We start from the raw sequence: 16,781 nt of genomic DNA, 5'->3' as shown, positions 1-16,781 counted from the left end.
GGAGTCGGAATTGGAGCCGGTTCTAGAGTCGGAGTTGGCGTTGGAGTTGGAGGATTACCTTCACCGTCATTGTCGGATGGGGGATTGATATTCCCGTCTTGAACAGATTTTAAAGAATAGGCGAAAACCGGGACACTATTTTCATCCATCACCATCGCATAGATGTAGTAATTACTGATGGGTATATCTTTGGTATTCCAGACATAACTACCAGCCCCGTCTTTCTCAATGAGATCATCAGCGATCAGCAGACCGTCGAAGCCCTGTTGATCATCATCATAAAATAAGCTGATTTTGGCATCTGAATCAACATCAAAGGCTTTGTAGTCGATGGTAATGTTCTGATTGCTGGCATCTTTGGCTAACGAGGTCAGCTCTATAGTGGGTGCATTAGTTCCCGCCAAAGCAGCAAACTGGACGTTACCTAGATTTGCAGTGTCAACTACTGCGAGTTCCCAGTCACCGGGCGTGGGATTGACGACAACAATAGTTTTTTTATTGGAGTTAGTCAACTGCTCTAAAATTGCAATCTTGTCACTATTAGCTATATCTGCTTCGGTGTAAATAGTGCCATCAGGTGCTTTTAACTGAATTGGCACGTTGCTAGCAGCGTTATCCCAATTCGCAGTAATAGCTAGCCAAGGTTTTCCGGCACCGATGCGGAATGTATCTTGTTGGGAGGAGTTGAGGTCAAGCTGAATATTTTCACCATCTAAATTGATTGTGACTGTATCATCTTCAGCTCTAAGCTGCTGTAACTGTGATTCAGTTAGCATTTCACCACTTAACAAGGCAGAGAAAATTGCACCTTCATCTCCAAACGCATCCAAAACATTCACTTGAGAGTCTATATAGTGACCAATTTCTTCCAACAGCACTCTAGCGACTGCATCAAGGTCAGCAGCGTTCTGAGTCACGTATTCGCTGGCTATATAAATAGTATTGGTGGCACTAGCAAAAGCAGCATTGGCTCCGCTAATGGTGGCTGATGGGCGAATCTGTATTGGTGGAAGGCTGCTAAAATTACCCTCTGCCCAAGCTTGCGCCAGCACTTGTGCTTTTTCGGTATTCCAGATATTGCCAAAAGCTATGTTTAGCTTGGTACTCAAATCTATATCTGTAGCAAATTGCTTTAGTTTTATTTGGGCAATTTGCAAACCTTGCTGTACTGTTTGCGGAAGGTTCTGGTTATCTAACGGCTCATTCAAATAAGCCAAGCTATTATTGAAAGCTAATCCGGGCAGTGTAGAACCCTCGCCTTTAATTAACTGATTTAGTGATTCAATTTCAAAGCTACCAATAGGACTGGTAGTTCCATCGAAGTTATACTTAAACCCTGTAATCGCTTTGAAATCAACGCCCAGTTTTTGGAATCCTATTGTTCCCCAACCCGCAATGAAATCATTGGATAATGAGTCATCGTTGCTATAGCGAAATAACCCGTTGCCTGACCCAATTTGCGTACCTCCCAGTACATCGATAAAATTAGGCACACTGACATTGCCTGTGACGTACAAATTTAAGTCAAACTTACCGTCGCTTTTAGGGGTGCTTTTTAAGCCACCTTTTCCAGTAATTAGGTTATCTAATAATGAAAATTGACCTTCAGCCTTGAAAAACTTTTCTTTTTCATTCCAATTTAATTCACCATAAATTTGACCTTTAGCCAACTTTTCATGCACTAATTTTATTGGGCCTTGACCAGTTAAATTCTCAGCCTTGAGGGTGCCATCTAATCCGACATCAACCAGTGCATACTCGCCTTTGCCACCACCAAGCCATTGTGGAAGTGGAAAATTCTGTATTCGTGGCCCAATTGTCAATCCTATACCTACTGCAGCCTCCAGAGGTTTCGGATCTGACTTGGCTAAATGTTCTATCTTACCTGATATCCTCTGAACAAAAGCTAGGGGGAAGACAGGGATGGGTTCTTGCATATTATCCGCTGTAATAGATAAAGAATTGAGCGCCCAATCTGGCTTGTATATAAAACCGAGGCTCCCACCAATTTCAATTCCCAAAGGGATAAGCATCGTGCCTTCACCTTTAACCTCCTTCCCAAGGGTATCGAGCGTTAATTTAGCTTCTTTTATCTCCCATCGTTTAGGCACAATGGGGATATTTTTTACGGAAAGCGCTCCTTTTACATCCACACCGTTTTTGCCAACCTGGATAAAATTATCACCGGAAAAATCAGCTATAATTTGGGGACTAACAGATTTGACAAACGGTTCTAAAGAAAGCTTGCCTTGCAGCTTGAGTGCATCTTCTGGTGTCGGGATATACTCTATGGCTAAATCTGTGGATTCGACACCAATTAAATCCTTAAGTTTAAACTTTGAGTTAGGAAAGGAGAATTTGCCACCACCGATGCTTACACCATCATTGCTGATAATGAGTCTGTTGGGAACACTCATCTGCACGCTATTACTTCCTAGCTCGTCTGGAAACAGGAATGTGCCTCCTAACCCGATTTTGCCAGGAGCAAAATCTAAGCCATTAAAAGTAGTATCTAATCCCGCAAGTTTGAACTCTCCTGGCAAAAGCTCGGTTTCTGTAAGAGATGATGTGCTTGCTTTTCCAACTGGAATTTTAAACTTACCCTTGAACAGTGGCTCTGTCAGATTGCCGATATTAGATGACATAATCCCTTCGGCTTCAATCTCCTTTTTGTCATACGACATCGAACCGACTACAGTCAGTTGAAACGGTTCACCTTTGAGGCCAATTTGAATGGTTCCTGATGCCTCATAGCCTTTGGTCACTTTGTTAAGTTTGAAGTCGCCACTTACCTGCAAGGGAGCTAGATCTAAAACTACTGTACTTTCCGTAAATGTATTATCACTGCTGTTCAGATCAATTTCTTTTGCACTCACACTAGCACTATTGCTGATTTCTTCAGTTTGGTTGGGAGTCACAACCACATCAACGGTCTTAGTCTCTCCTTTAGCTAGGGTACCGAGGTTGAATGTAACAGAGCTACTACTATTTTCTAGAGGAGCTTGGGTAGCGTTAACGAAGGTGACATTTGTTAAAGTTTGCGATAAAACAACATCTGAGGCATTTCCAGTCCCTTTATTAGTAACCGTAAGAGTGTAGGTTAGATTTTCTCCGTTTTGGATTGGGTCGGAAGATTCAGAAATCGCGACTGATAGATCGGGTTGAGTATCCAAAACATTTGTGATTTCTGTGACTGTATTATTGTTATTGTCAGAATCAATTTCTTTTGCACCCACAGTAGCAGTATTACTGATTTCTCCAGCTTGGTTGGGAGTCACAATCACATCAATGGTCTTAGTCTCTCCTTTCGTCAGATCACCCAGGTCAAATTTTAGAACTCCACCATTATTTTCAACCAAGAGTGGGCTTGTGTTAACAAGAGTCACATTTTGAAGCGTTTGGGTCAACGCAACTTCTGAGGCATTTCCCATACCCTGATTGGTAACTGTCCAGGTATAGGTTAAGTTCTCTCCCAGTTGGACTGGATCTGAAGATTCAGAAATCGTGACTGATAGATCGGGTTGAGTATCCAGAACATTTGTAGTTTCAGTAACTGTATTATTGTTATTGTCAGAATCAATCTCTTTTGCGCCCACGCTCGCTGTATTGCTGATTTCTCCAGCTTGGTTGGGAGTCACAACCACATCAATGGTCTTAGTCTCTCCTTTCGTCAGATCACCCAGGTCAAATTTTAGAACTCCACCATTATTTTCAACCAAGAGTGGGCTTGTGTTAACAAGAGTCACATTTTGAAGCGTTTGGGTCAACGCAACTTCTGAGGCATTTCCCATACCCTGATTGGTAACTGTCAGGGTATAGGTTAAGTTCTCTCCCAGTTGGACTGGATCTGAAGATTCAGAAATCGTGACTGATAGATCGGGATCATCTAAAGTTGGAGTCAGGAGAAAAGCATGAGTTTGACCATTAATAATCCCTGTTCCTACAATCTGACCAGCATCGTTGATATCTTGTGCTTCTGTGAGACTCCACCCAGCATTTGAAGGAAGCAAAGTATTGAGGTCAATCATCTCACCTGGATCTGGCTGCCCGTTGCTGTTGCTATCGCTCCACAAAAAAGCACTATTGTTGGATTTACCAACTACTTGAGTTTGGTTGTTAATCGCTAAAGCTTGACTGCTACCGCTTCCTAAAGAACCCAGGTCTTTTATCCCACCATTGCTACTCCAAAAGAATGCCTTGCTGCCAGATTGACCTACGACTTGGCTCTGATTATTAATGTCCCAAGCTCTTGTTGTTGAAGTGCTATTCAGCGTGCCTAAGTCACGCGCATCTTTCATTTCTCCGCTTTCATAAAGAAAGGCGCGAATAGGATTGCCGTTTATATCTGTATAGCCAACTATCTGACCGCTGTCGTTAATGCCAGTAGCCCAACTACTTTTATCGATTGGCGTGATTAGGGGAAAACCCTGAGCGTTTTGCCAACGGCTAGCGTGAAATTGAAATTGGTTAACTTTGAAAAAGCCAACTGCTACACCATTGTTGTTGATGCTGAGTGCAGAGTTGCTACTTCCTGTCAGCTCTTGCATTCCGCTGGTACTGTTCCACAGGAAAGCTCTGGTACTCCCAGTGCTGGTTGTGAGAAAACCGACCACTTCACCGTTATTGTTAATATCGCGTCCACGGCTTTCTAATGCGTTGCCCACTATGCCAATATCTTGCATTTCACCAGGGTCTAGTTGCTGGTTAGTGTTAATATCAGTGAATTGAAAAGCACGGAACTCTCCGCTACCTGTCTGAGCATCACCAACGACTTGACCGTTATTATTAATCGCCCAAGCTCGACTTTCAGATCCGCCCAGTGTGCCTAAGTCAATAATGGAGTAGATTTGATTTGGCATTTTTTTGCTCGACTATTTTTTTAGGGTTAAATAAACTCAGAGAATCATACAACCGAGGCATAGCATTCAGTAATTTAGGACGTACTGAAGAAGCAGAAGCTAGCTTTAAACAAGCAGAGGTGCTGAAACCTAACCACCAGTTATATCATGTCCGATCGGGTTTGCGATCGGGCAACAGGTGGTTTTGGATCGGGGTTACTGGTTGAGGTGACTGGCTATTATCAGCGATCGCAGTTAGCTCATTTGCTGCTTTAGCCTGACTCAAGCAATCCTTGACATTCCCAAACAACTTGCACTCTATAGTAGTGTCTTTGGTAAATTTCAGATCCATCGTTCCTTGGGGCTTAACTGATTTCTCGATCAATTCCTCCTCTAACTTTTTAAAAGCCGCGATCGCATTGTTTGCTTCAGCATTTACTCCTGTAACCTGCAATAGGATTTTTCTGACTTCCTCGAAATGACTGCGGTTTAAAACAGTGCCTTCTGGAATTATTAGATTGGTTGTTCCTTCCGGGCTGTCGGATTTTTTTTCGACTTCCTTTTCTAGGGTTTCAACAGCCGCGATCGCCTTCTCCATCTTAGCATTATTACTTTTCTGCTTGATTTTTCTTTTTTGTTCACTTGCCTCTTGCTGAGTGATAGCTATTAAGAGTCGATCTTGCAAGGAACGAAAGACAGCAGTCCCTGTCGAACCAGCGACTAAGGACATTGCTAATAACAGCAATACGCTGTCTGGTTTGATAAACACCATAGCAGGAACAGCAGCAGATGCACCAATAATAATTCTGGCAAAAATGCCCAAATCAATTACATTGTCTACAGTAGCGTAAGCAAGTTTTGCCGCCAATTCATCCTCGCTGGGTGCGTGGGGTCGCTCAATATTGCCTTGCAGGTTCAGCAACTCAAAAACAATCCCGCCAACCCCTCCAGCAATTAGCGTCACTAAAAGCACTACGTAAAGTTTGGCATTGTCTAGAGACTTGCTTTTTAAAATTACTTCGACATCCCAATCTGTTTGGGCAACCTGACTAGAACGTGCTGGTAGCGATATCGGCGGACTTGGTTTATCGTTCTGGGCGTAGGCATCTGTGACACCTATGCTACTGGCTAGGAATAATCCAATCAGAATAGATTTTATGCGTTTCATATTTTAGTTTCTCACTTTGTGGAAAATTTGGGTTTGAGCGATCGCTTTCTACCATTCCAGATAACTAGGATGCGATCGCCCTTTCTTTATCTAACTGACACAAGAGCAATCGCTTATTTTCACTACTTTTAACCGATGTTAAGCAACTAACCCAGATGCAAGTATTGCTTGGGCAAGTTCTTGCAAGCTAACGCAAACTCGCCCAATACCCAAACCAACATCAACACAGGCTTGTTGATCTACAAAACTAGCAGGATTCTTCAGATCGAACTCGCCTTGTACTGGTGTCGTTACGTCATACATTGTTACCCGTCCCGCAAAGCTATCCCAAACATGATGATGGCGAATCTGGACTCGATAACGGATAATAAAGCCATCTTGTTCTAGCATTTCTATTGTTGCATCGCCTTTATTACCTTGGGCTATTGCATCGAAATATGATTCAATTTTTTGAGCCACTTCTGTGTTTCGCAAATCTTGAGTCATTTGACCCTCCTCAAAAGATTACATTTCAATAATTTTTAGCTTTGATTCAGTAATAACCCGGATGCGGCAATGGCGTCTGTGAGTAAAAGTTATAAATAGTTATATCGTGGCTGCAAACTATAGCGACTTTTTAAGTATAATTGCTTAAACGCCTGCACTTGGGGACAGGAACCACCACCCTTGAGCTCACACACCCGATAATTTTAAATAAATGACGATCGACGAAGCACTGATTTTCCTCGACTCCGTTCTCAAACAAGAGCATCTCAACGATATTCACATACTGGTATTGCGGGAGGCTTGGGAAGGACACTCTTATCCAGAGATTGCCAAAAGCGCGGGTTATGATGCCGAATACATTAAGTTTGTTGGCTTTCAGTTATGGCAAGTTCTGAGTCGGCTATTCGGAGAAAAAGTCACCAAGAGTAATGTTCAGTCTGTTATGCGACGGAAAGCGCAACAGGCACAAGTAACCCTCGCACTACCAAATAGCCAAATTAGTCACTATATAAACAAACAAATTAATCAGAGTGGTGCGATCGCCGATCGAGTTGCCACTGATATAACCCAACTCAACAAAACCATTAATTGGGGAGAGGCAATTGATGTTTCTATTTTCTACGGACGTGCAGAGGAATTAGCTTTATTAGAACAGTGGCTAATCGGCGATCGCTGCCGCCTAGTGACGCTGTTGGGGATGGGTGGCATTGGTAAAACCTCTCTCTCTATCAAGGTAGCAGAACGCATCCAAGAACAATTTGATTATATTATCTGGCACAGTCTCTGCGATGCTCCATCGCTCCTCGACTTATTGGTAGAATTGATTCAATTTCTCTCGAACCAACAGGAAACGAATTTACCGGAAACTGTGGATGCTGGAATCTCGCGCCTGATGCACTATCTGCGACAGCATCGGTGTCTTTTAATATTAGATAACTTCGAGTCAATTCTACAGGAAGAAGAACGCACGGGTTGTTATCGACAGGGATATGAAGGCTACGGTCAACTTCTGCGATGCGTAGCCGAAATCAACCATAAAAGTACCCTGCTACTAACCAGTCGAGAAAAACCCATCGGTTTAGCAGCTAAAGAAGGTAAAAAATTGCCAGTTCGTTCATTACAACTGACAGGTTTAACAACCCCAGAAGCACAGGAAATTGTCCAAGGTATTGCTTTTTTTCAAGGGTCAGACTCCGAATGGAATATTTTGAGATCCCACTATGCTGGAAATCCGTTAGCCTTAAAAATGGTTGCTCCAGCCATCCATGATTTTTTTGAGAGTAGCCTGACCAGATTTTTAGAACTTTTAAATCAAGGAACTTTAGTATTTGATGATATTCGGAACCTATTAGACCGACAATTCAATCGTTTATCAGATGTAGAAAAAAAGGTGATGTACTGGCTGGCGATCGAGCGGGAGCCAGTCTCGCTGGGAGAGTTACAACAAGATTGTGTTTCAAAATTAACTGTCAAAGAATTACTAGAAGTTTTAGGTTCTCTCGTTAGACGTTCTCTCATCGAAAAAACCTCAGACGGCTACACTCAACAACCCGTCGTCATGGAATACATGACGGAACGATTAATCGAAAAAGTCTGCACTGAGATAACCAGCAGCGAAATTGACCTTCTCAGAAGCCATGCTCTTCTCAAAGCTACAGCTACAGAATACCTTAGAGATACGCAAGCTCGTCTTATCCTTAAACCTATTGCCGATCGACTGCTTTTTAGTTTTGAAAGCCAGCAACTTCTAGAAAACCAACTCAAACCAATTCTGGCATCACTGCGCGGTAAACCAACACTAGAAACTGGCTATGCTGCAGGTAATATTATAAATCTATTACGTCAAATGCAGCCAGATTTAAGCGGTTGGGATTTTTCTAATTTGACCGTTTGGCAAGCTTATTTACCCGATACGAATTTGCATCAGGTAAACTTTGCTGGTGCTAATTTAGCTAATTCCGTTTTCGCTGAAGTTTTGGGAAGTGGTTTGTCAGTCGCTTTTAGCCCGGATGGAAAACTTTTAGCTTTGGGCGATACGAATGGTGAGATTCACTTGTGGCAAATGCCAGAAGTTAAGCTGTTGAGAACTAGCAAAGAATACGGCAGCATCGTGTTATCCGTTGCTTTTAGTCCAGATGGCAAAACCCTTGCTACTGGCGGTAGTAACGGCACGATTTGTTGCTGGGATGTTAGCAGTTGGTCTATCCGTCAAATATTGCAGGGAAATAATAGCAGTGTGCTGGGAGTTGCTTTCAGTCCAGATGGCAAGATGCTTGCTAGTGGCATCGGTGATGGAACTGTGCGTTTTTGGGATTGGAGTAATGGACGATGTTTGCTAACTTTGCCAGCACACAAAAGTCAGGCTTGGTCGATCGCATTCAGTCCTCAAGGTAAGATTTTAGCTAGTGGCGGTGATGACGGAATACTTAAACTGTGGGATGTTGCTACTGGACAATGCCTGAAAATGTTTCAGAGTGACAGTCGTCAAATTCGAGCGGTTGCTTTCAGTTTAGATGGTAAAACGGTAGCCTGTGGTGGTAATGATTATTCTATCGGCCTTTGGGATCTTAACACGGGTGAACTCGTTAGGATTTGCTCTGGACATTCACAAATAGTGGTGTGTGTTGCCTTTAGTCCAGATGGTCAGATTTTAGCAAGTTGCAGCGAAGACAGCACCGTGAGATTGTGGGAGGTGGCATCGGGTGAGTGTCTAAAAACGCTGCAAAAACACACCAGTCGGGTTTCAGCCGTCGCGTTTAATCCTGATGGCAAAACTTTAGCTAGCACTGGTGAAGACTGTACGGTGAGACTGTGGGATGTTAAAACAGGTCATTGTCTGAAAACAGTATTGGGGCAAAGCAATCCAGTAAATTCGGTAGTTTTCTCGCCCGACGGCAAAACTTTAGGTAGTAGCGATCGCGCCGTGAGATTATGGAATATCAAAACCGGGAAGTGTTTTAAAAGTATACAGGATGGACGTACTAATCGATTGAAATCCATTGCCTTCAGTCTGAATGGAGACTTGCTGGCGAGTGGATTCTCTGACACTCGTGTCAGGTTATGGGATACTGCGATCGGTGAATGTCTAAAAAGTTTAGAAGGTCATTCTGCTTGGGTTTGGGGAGTTGCCATCAGTCCCGACGGTAAGACATTGGCAAGTTTCAGTGAGGACCAGACTATCAAACTATGGGAGATGAGCACAGGGCAATGTCTTTATACTTTTACTCAGCATCAGAGTTGGGTGATGGGAGTTACTTTTAGTCCTTCAGGTAATATCCTGGCTTCTGCGAGTACCGATAAGACGGTGAAGTTATGGGATGTCAGTACAGGGAAAGTCTTAAGCACTTTGATGGGAAATAGCGGTTGGGTTTGGTCTGTTGCCTTTAGCCCTGACAGTAATCTTTTGGCAAGCAGCAACAGTGACGGTAGCATCAAGTTTTGGGATATCAATACTGGACAATTTTTGACTGCCCTGGAGGGACATGACGGTATTGTGTCATCTGTAATGTTCAGTCCTGATGGTACACACTTGGCGAGTGGCGGTCATGACCAAACTGTACGAGTTTGGGATGCAAGGACGAATAATTGCTTGCAAGTTCTGCGGGGACACGACAATTGGGTGTGGTCGGTTGCTTTTAGTCCAGATGGTCAAATTCTAGCCAGTGCCAGCCAAGATGAGACGATTAAGCTTTGGGATGCAGTAACGGGTGAGTGTATCAAAACCTTGCCTGTTCCCAAACCTTATGAAGGAATGAATATTGCAGGTGTTAAAGGTTTAACTGAGGCGACTGTTACGACGCTCAAAACACTGGGGGCAGTTGAAGTAAATTGATCGCGACTCATACTAAATCCGGGTTTACTAGCCCTTTTTTTGTATTATTTGTCATTGCGAGGAAGGAAGCAATCGCAGATACGAAGCGATTGCTTCCTTCCTCGCAATGACGGAGGGTTAGTCATGATATTAAACCCGGATTTGGGATCGGGCGACTACATTTGGGGAGGGGGTGGCGCGTCTTGAATTTTAGCCAGTGCTGCTTTGATTTCAGGAGTGGCTAGCAACTTTTGGGTATCTGCGATTAAACGATCGCCCCAGAGGTTTTCTTTGAGATATTCTACGGTAGCATAGCGTTTGTCGAGTTTTAGAGCTGCTTCTCCCATCGCTAAGCCTTTTTCTTTATCACCTTTGGTGTACAATGCTACTGCTAGAGCTAGCATTGCTTCGGCTGCTTTGTCGTCGATCACGATCGCTTCTTGCCAGCGTTTGATGGCGCTATCAACATCTCCCATTTCGTATTTGACTAATCCGATATTGTTAATAGCCGGCCACAGGTTTTTTTCTAAAGCAAAGGCTTTTTCGTATTGGGCGATCGCCTGATCAAACCGCTTCAGCTTATAAAAAGCATTGCCTAAATCAAATAAGGCACCTGGAGTGTCTGGTTTTAGTTTTAATCCTGCTTGCAAATATTCGACTGCTTTCTCGTAGTTCGCTTTCCGAAAGTAAGCTTCTCCCAAGACAAATTTAATTGATGGATTTTCTGGTGACAGAGATTGAGCTTGCCCCAAAGCTTCAATGCCTTTGTCAAACTGCTCGACTTGAAGGTACAAGCTGCCCAACAAAGTCCAAGTTTGAGCATTTTTAGGGGCTAACTGTGTGGCGAGTTCGGCTCTAGGTACCGCTAGTTGGTACTGCTGCAGTCTGGCTAGCTGGACGGCTTCTTCTGCAAGGCTCAAGGCTGTTTGTTCGAGTTGGGCCGAGTCGATTTGCAGGGTGTAAGGCAGGAGTGCCTGTGCAACAGCAGGCTCGGGCATTGCCCCCAAACCGAGTGCGAGTAGCAGAGATATTAAAGGAATGCGATTAGGCACGCGATCAGCCCCAGCAAAAAATATAAAGGTTTCTCGATCGCCTATGATAACCCATAATTCTCCACATAAGCCTCGCAGGACTAGATTATATTAATGGCGATCGCGCTGGCTTGCACCCCTAAAATACTTGCCAAACCTTCGCCACTGCTCAAACTAATAAAAGCGGCACCTTCTGCTTGAGTAATCCTCAGCATATCAAACGTCAATCCCGCTGCTAATGCCAACTTGTCCTCACCGACAGTGAAATCGCCAATTGTATCGAATCCCCCATTGGAAACTAACACAAATACATCGTTACCTGTGCCGCCCCAGAGGCGATCGTTCCCCAAGTCGCCGCTCAAAGTATCGTTACCGCTGCAACCGATCAGAGTGTCGCTATCTTCGCCACCGTAAATACAGTCATTTCCGGCACTGCCATCTAACAGATCGTTATTTTCATACCCCCTCAATAAATCGTTACCTTCTCCGCCGCAAACAGTATCGTCGCCCATGTTACCAAAAAGTGAATCTTCACCTTGACTGCCGAGAATTAGATCGCTATTTTTACCGCCAAACAAGCTGTCATTTCCCTTGCCACCATCGATAAAATCATCACCTTCGCAGCCATTAATTAAATCGTCTTCTTCTCCACCATTAAGTGAGTCGTTGCCGAGATTTCCATAGCTCGTATCTTGACCTTCATTGCCGATAATAATATCTCTATTTTTACCACCAAAAAGCAGATCATCTCCTTTATTCCCGTCGATAAAATCATTGTCTTCATTACCGTTTAAAGTGTCGTTGCTTTCACCGCCAATCAAATTGTCGTCGCCTGTTGTCGCTGCAAATAAATTCGGATTTAGGCTGCCGAAAAAAGCATCATTTCCCGCAGTGCCAAACTGAATTTCGGTGCCGCCGTTGCTGTTAATAATATTATCGGCAGAATTAGGTCGATCGAGATCGGGACGATCGATGTTATCGCAAATACAGTCAATTGAAGTGCGATCGGCTGGAGTCGGAGTTTGCGTTGGCGCGGGAAATTCCGCTGGTGTCGGTTTCGGAGTATCAGTCGGCGTCGGCGTATCAATCGGTATTGGAGTTGGCGTCGGTGTAGGCGTCGGCGTATCAGTCGGTATTGGAGTTGGCGTCGGTGTAGGCGTTGGCGTCGGAGTTGGCGTCGGAGTTGGCGTCGGAGTTGGCGTCGGAGTTGGCGTCGGCGTATCAGTCGGTATTGGAGTTGGCGTTGGCGTTGGCGTCGGCGTATCAGTCGGTATTGGAGTTGGCGTTGGCGTTGGCGTCGGCGTATCAGTCGGTATTGGCGTCGGTGTAGGCGTTGGCGTTGGAGTTGGCGTCGGTGTAGGCGTCGGTGTAGGCGTTGGCGTTGGAGTTGGCGTCGGTGTAGGCGTTGGCGTTGGAGTTGGCGTCGGAGTTGGAGTCGGAGTCGGCGTTGGAGTCGGAGTTGGAGTTGGAGTTGGAGTTGGAGTTGGAGTTGGAGTTGGCGTCGGAGTCGGAGTCGGAGTTGGCGTCGGAGTCGGAGTTGGAGTCGGAGTCGGAGTTGGCGTCGGAGTCGGAGTTGGAGTCGGAGTCGGAGTCGGAGTTGGAGTTGGAGTTGGAGTTGGCGTCGGAGTTGGAGTCGGCGTCGGAGTCGGAGTCGGAGTCGGAGTTGGAGTTGGAGTTGGCGTCGGAGTTGGAGTTGGAGTTGGCGTTGGAGTCGGAGTTGGAGGCGGCGTCGGAGTTGGAGTTGGAACATTCACAGCGAAAGTTCCCAAAATGTTGCCCACCGCTAAATTGCCAACAGTATCGCTTACCTGGTTTGCTTGCAACTGCACGCTGTAAGTGCCGTTATCGGCGCTGTCCCAACTGCCGTCTGGGGATAGAATTTGATAAATTGCAGTCCGAGGCGTACCATCCCCAGCAGGTGCGAAACTTACCAGTGTTCCCTGTTGACTGAAACCGCTGGTATTTGTGACGAGGATGTCGCTGCTGTCGAAAGTTGAGGAAGATATCGCACTTGTATCGCTGTATATCACAGTTAAATTTTGACTGATACCGCCCGCCACAGAAATCGCAGCAACCGGAGTCAAACTGGCAGTCGGAGGAGTTTTGTCAATTGTGTAACTCTGTCCTGTAAAATTGCCATTTCCCGCACCCGTAGCGCCTAGCGGCAGGTTTGCAGCATTTTTGATGCTGTCGTCATCGACAAGATTTAATCCTAAAGTGCCGTCGCCAGTGCCTGTGTTGACTGTTACTGTGTAGGTATTGCCGCTGCCTGTTAAAGATGCGATCGCACTTCCAGTTACCCCCGTCCCCGTCACCGCAAAATCTGTCGCGTCAACTCCCGTCACGTTTTCGCTGAAAGTGACGGTATAGTTAACCGTAGCAGCATTTGTCGGGTTAGGTGTGGCAGGGGCGATCGAACTAACCGTCGGAATATTCCCCACACTACCGCTAATCGTAAAATCAAACGGATTTTGACCGCTAACATTGTTTGCAAACTGAAGCCTACTGCTGATATTGATTGCCCCGGGAAAGGTCAGTGCAAAGGTTGTCGATGCACCGGGGGCGAGAGTTGTCGTACCGAAGTTGCTGGTCAAACTGAAGCCAACAGGGGCGAATAAAGGCGTCAGAATTGCATTAGCTGCACCTGTATTCGTAACAGTAAAAGTTTTAGTAATCGGAGTGCCGATCGGAGTCGCGCCAAAATTAAAACTGCCAGTATTATCGGGAATATTGACACCGCTTTCTGATACAGAAATAATCGGCGGCGGCAATTCAAACGCACCGATATCGACAGTTCCATTTTGAAGGCGCGGAAAACCCGTCCCGCGTTGGTCGGTAGTAATTCCTGCGGGAATATTAGCATTATTTCCGCCATCGATCGCCGGACTGCTGGGAATCAATGCGTGAGTTAAAGGCGAATTAGTTACCGCGTTATTCAGGGCTAAAGTTGGATTGAGAACTTGATTAATATTGGTAATGCCGAGGGTAGCGAAAGATTTGTCAGTATCTGCGGTATTGAAACCGGTGCTGCCTGTAAGATTGCCAATTAAATTATTGTTATTGCCGATAAAATCTCCAGAAACATCAGGGTTAGTTGTAGCGGTATTTCCAGCGATAATGGTGTTGCTGACATTTGTGGTAGAAGTAGAACCGAAATAAAGATTAAAAACTCCACCACCATCTGCACTTGTATTACCAGTAATAGTGCTGTTAATTAAACTTGCTGTGCTGCTAAAATACCCTCCCCCTCCACTAATCAACAAAACCCCACCTCCCCGACCATTTATTGGATTGCTAGAAGTAGCAATGGCTGTATTGCCAGAGACAGTGGTGTTAATCAGGGTGAGTCTCCCCGGACCATCATTAAAAATGCCCCCACCTCCACTAAAGCTGTCCCCGGTAGGAGGAGCGCTAGCAGTGTTGCCCGAGATAGTGCTATTAGTTACGGTGGTAGGGCCAAAACTATAAATGCCACCACCTGAATTAGCCGTATTATTGAAAATATTGCTATTGGTTAAGCTGAGATTTCTCAATGTCGCAATGGCACCGCCAATACTATAACCACTGCCATCTAAATTGTTGGCTATATTGTTTGAAAAATTGCTATTAGTTACAATTGCATTTGTATTTGTAAACTGACCGCCGATATAATTGTGGATAGCGATCGCGCCTCCTGAACCTAGACTTGCTAAACCATTATTGCCAGTCGTGCCAATACCACCTGCGCCACCTGTAGCCACATTATTAGTGAAGGTACTATTAGTAACATTAAGAGAGCCAGACCCAATAAATATTGCACCTCCTACTCCCTTGCCACCACCACCGCCACCGCCAGCACCATCACCGCCCCAGCCTATTGGAGCAGCGATAGCAGGACCACCACCGCCACCACCTTCTCCTCCTAAATTACCGTAGCCGCCCCAGCCAACAAAGCCACCGTTGATACCGCCCGCACCACCACCGCCCCCACCGAAGTTTGGTGGAAAGGGAAACAAGCCACCGCCATTACCGTCGCGGCCACCGCCACCACTGCCACCACCAAAACCCCCAATCCCGCCAAAGTTAAAGCCTATTCCGCTACCGCCACCACCACCTGCGCCGTTACCGCCATCTGTGCCGTTGCTACCTGGACTTAAGCCTGTGCCACCTACACCCGCAGTTCCCCCAAGGAAACCGCCACTCCCGCCGTTACCGCCGTTGGTCGTACCGTTTGCACCGTTTTCTCCTAAACCGCCACCTCCCCCTCCACCATTGGCACCGCCGTTACCGCCGTTGCCGAACATTCCCCCGCCACCGCCACCGCCGCCAACGCTGAGATCGCCGTTGCCGCCGTTACCGCCGATCGCCCTATTGCCATCAAATGTCACTTGATCGAACGTGACATTTCCATTCAGAATAAAAACGCCACCTCCCAATCCCGCACCTCCACCTCCACCCGTAAAACCGTTACCGCCATCTCCACCTTTAGCTAATCCGTTGGTAATCCTCAGATTGGTAAAATTAACAGTAGGAGTTGTCAGCGTTGGAGGTTGAGCGACATCATTTCCGATCCAAAAAACTCGCCTAGTATTGTTGCCACTAACTCCGAAACCATTGCCGATAAAATCAATATTTTTAGTAATAATGGGCAAGTCAGCATTGAGAGTAATGTTGTTGACTAAAGTTACTGTATCGCCGTCAGCCGAAGTATTAATTGCATTAGCAAGAGTGGCTGTGTCGGTGACATTAAAGTTAGCCAAAACACTTTGGTAAGCTGCCATCACTCCAAGTTGAAATGCTAAAGGCGTTTCAATATTTCCTGTTGCTTTTTCTAATATCCAGTCACCTCCTAATTTTGCATTCCCGGTTAAGTCGTCGGAAGCGGCAACATCTGCACCTGTGAGTTCGCTGAATTTTGAGATAAAATTATTGCCTTTCTCTCCTTTGCCAACCTCGCAACCGTACAGAAGAATTTCGGGTGGGTAATTTGAAATAGGGAGGCACGACTCGGATAAACACGGATACACGGATGAATTTTTGGCAGTTGCATCAACCATCCGTGTATCCGCGTTCAAAATCAGTTTCGTGCTGTCGTTCCTGTCAGTTAATGATGGCGAGAACCACTGTTCGAGAGATTTTTGGTAGCTGTCGATATTGTCTGAATTTAATTTTGTTGAACCTAAGAACAAACTACCCGGTTCACCGTGGGAGATGATGTGAACGGATTTGATATCGGTACGGTTTTTAAGTACGGTGGCAATTTGTGCAATACCGTCTGTTTCGGGGTTGAGTACAATTACTTCTGTTCCCGGTTTGAGGCTGGCGGCGAGAGTTGAGTAATCTTCTACCCTCGAATCTATGACGGCGAGTTCCGACATTTTAGGCGTACTTGTCGTCATAGATTTCCCTCCAATTGTTTATTTAATCCTGGTTTGATGACAGCAGTAGTATGGGCGGGTCGGGTTTAT

6 protein-coding genes are annotated in these 16,781 nt (G+C 45.4%); 1 reads left to right on the top strand and 5 read right to left on the bottom strand.

The window, feature by feature from the left end:
* The 3 genes from QUB24_RS22225 to QUB24_RS22215 all read right to left on the bottom strand — a co-directional run.
* The coding region (locus tag QUB24_RS22225) for a CARDB domain-containing protein (RefSeq protein ID WP_333155511.1) at positions 1-4,859 on the bottom strand (4,859 nt) is incomplete at its 3' end.
* 145 nt (positions 4,860-5,004) lie between these two features.
* Positions 5,005-6,006 carry a hypothetical protein gene (locus QUB24_RS22220; RefSeq protein ID WP_333155510.1) on the bottom strand — a complete coding sequence of 334 codons (1,002 nt, stop codon included), beginning with the start codon at positions 6,004-6,006 and terminating at the stop codon, positions 5,005-5,007.
* 138 nt (positions 6,007-6,144) lie between these two features.
* On the bottom strand, positions 6,145-6,492 hold the full coding sequence (locus tag QUB24_RS22215; RefSeq protein WP_333155507.1) for a hypothetical protein: 348 nt from the start codon (positions 6,490-6,492) through the stop codon (positions 6,145-6,147).
* Positions 6,493-6,703: 211 nt separating this feature from the next.
* Between QUB24_RS22215 and QUB24_RS22210 the strand changes: the two genes are divergently transcribed.
* The gene (locus QUB24_RS22210; RefSeq protein ID WP_333155506.1) at positions 6,704-10,324 is read left to right on the top strand and encodes a WD40 domain-containing protein; all 3,621 of its coding nucleotides are present in this window, start codon (positions 6,704-6,706) and stop codon (positions 10,322-10,324) included.
* 155 nt (positions 10,325-10,479) lie between these two features.
* Here the strand turns inward: QUB24_RS22210 and QUB24_RS22205 are convergent, their stop codons facing one another.
* Together QUB24_RS22205 and QUB24_RS22200 are read right to left on the bottom strand one after the other, a co-directional pair.
* Entirely contained in the window at positions 10,480-11,355 is an 876-nt protein-coding gene (locus QUB24_RS22205; RefSeq protein ID WP_333155505.1) for a tetratricopeptide repeat protein, read from the bottom strand.
* An 80-nt stretch (positions 11,356-11,435) separates the two neighbouring features.
* Positions 11,436-16,712, bottom strand: a complete 5,277-nt coding sequence (locus QUB24_RS22200; RefSeq protein WP_333155504.1) for a DUF4347 domain-containing protein — start codon at positions 16,710-16,712, stop codon at positions 11,436-11,438.
* Between the last annotated feature and the right edge of the window lie 69 nt (positions 16,713-16,781).

Source organism: Microcoleus sp. B9-D4, assembly GCF_036705105.1.
In the GTDB taxonomy this organism is placed as follows: Bacteria; Cyanobacteriota; Cyanobacteriia; order Cyanobacteriales; family Microcoleaceae; genus Microcoleus.
The sequence above is the reverse complement of the archived record's forward strand: the minus strand, read 5'-3'. Positions and strand labels throughout refer to the sequence as shown.